This window comes from Vibrio sp. Vb0598 (assembly GCF_033338935.1).
In the GTDB taxonomy this organism is placed as follows: Bacteria; Pseudomonadota; Gammaproteobacteria; order Enterobacterales; family Vibrionaceae; genus Vibrio; species Vibrio alginolyticus.
In genome coordinates, this window is sequence record NZ_JAWOTP010000206.1 from 1 (window position 1) to 1166 (window position 1166).

Annotated in this window: 1 pseudogene; it reads right to left on the reverse strand. The window is 44.8% G+C overall.

Features of this window, described 5'->3' with window-relative positions:
• Positions 1–1166: pseudogene (locus R7Q38_RS24120) on the reverse strand (lytic murein transglycosylase); the annotation flags it as partial.

Consider the following 1166-nt stretch of genomic DNA (forward strand, 5'->3'; position numbering starts at 1 on the left):
TATCGAGCTTAATACGATGAGATGGATATTTGATTGACTGACCAATCGCATTCGCCGCAGCCACGCTGTAGAAATTGCGCTGACCAACTAAGGTCGCCAATCGCTGCTTGCCTGCAATATCATCACCCAGCGCAATCTCACTTCGACCTAACCAATATTGCCAGCGAAGCGAGGCTTGCTCATCTTTGTTGAGCACGGCAATCCACTGTTGAACACCTTTCCAATCTGCATTTTGAATTGCTAGACGGATACGATTTTCGATCAAAGCGACATTTTTACTGGTTTTCGTCTTATCATCTCGCCATTTGGCTAGTGAATCGGATTCCGTACGAATCAGACGAATCGCAATGTAGTCCGCAAGTGCTTGGGCTTTTTCTGCTGAGAATTTTTGTCCTTTCACGACTTGCGCATACGCTTTTTGAGCTTGATTGACATCCATGCGAGCTAGCTTTTCTAACGCATATTCACTCTGAGCACGATAAAAGTCATTGGCTGGCTTTTTCTTAGCAAACTCAGCCACCGTCGCAGGTTTATCAAACAACGCTTTCATTTCTTGCGCTTGTTGTTTCGCTTTTGCAGAGCTTGGCAGCTTTTGCAAATAAGCCATCAAACTACCGTTACGAGCATCAAACGCCAACAACATGCGTTGCAGAACCAAATCGTCTGTACGTCCACCCGCTTTATCCCAAGCATTAAATAACGGGTCACACTCACTCGCGATGCTAGAACCGCTTAGCCACATGTCTTCTGCGCCTTTAAAGGCTGCAACTTGTTTGCCTTGCTTTAACTGAGCAACGTAAAAAATACACTGATAACGCTCACCACTTGGAATGACTTTTTGAAACTCAGTGATGGTTTTCCAATCTTTCTGTTTGTACAAGTTATCGAGATAAGGCGCACGAATGCGACGTGAGAAAGGGAACGCCTCATGCTCATTAATGAAAGCATCCACTTGTTGTGGTGATTTCATGGATAGCTGCCTGATGAACGTTCGGTAATCCACATAAGGAGTCAGTGGATAATCAGCAATTTTTGGACGAATAGATAAGTATCCGTCAATGTCATTCTTATCTAATAAATCTTGAGCTTGCTCATATACTTCGCGCTGCTTTTCTAAGCTGAGCGACGCGTTTGCCGTCATGCTCACTGCACATAACGCAGCGGCA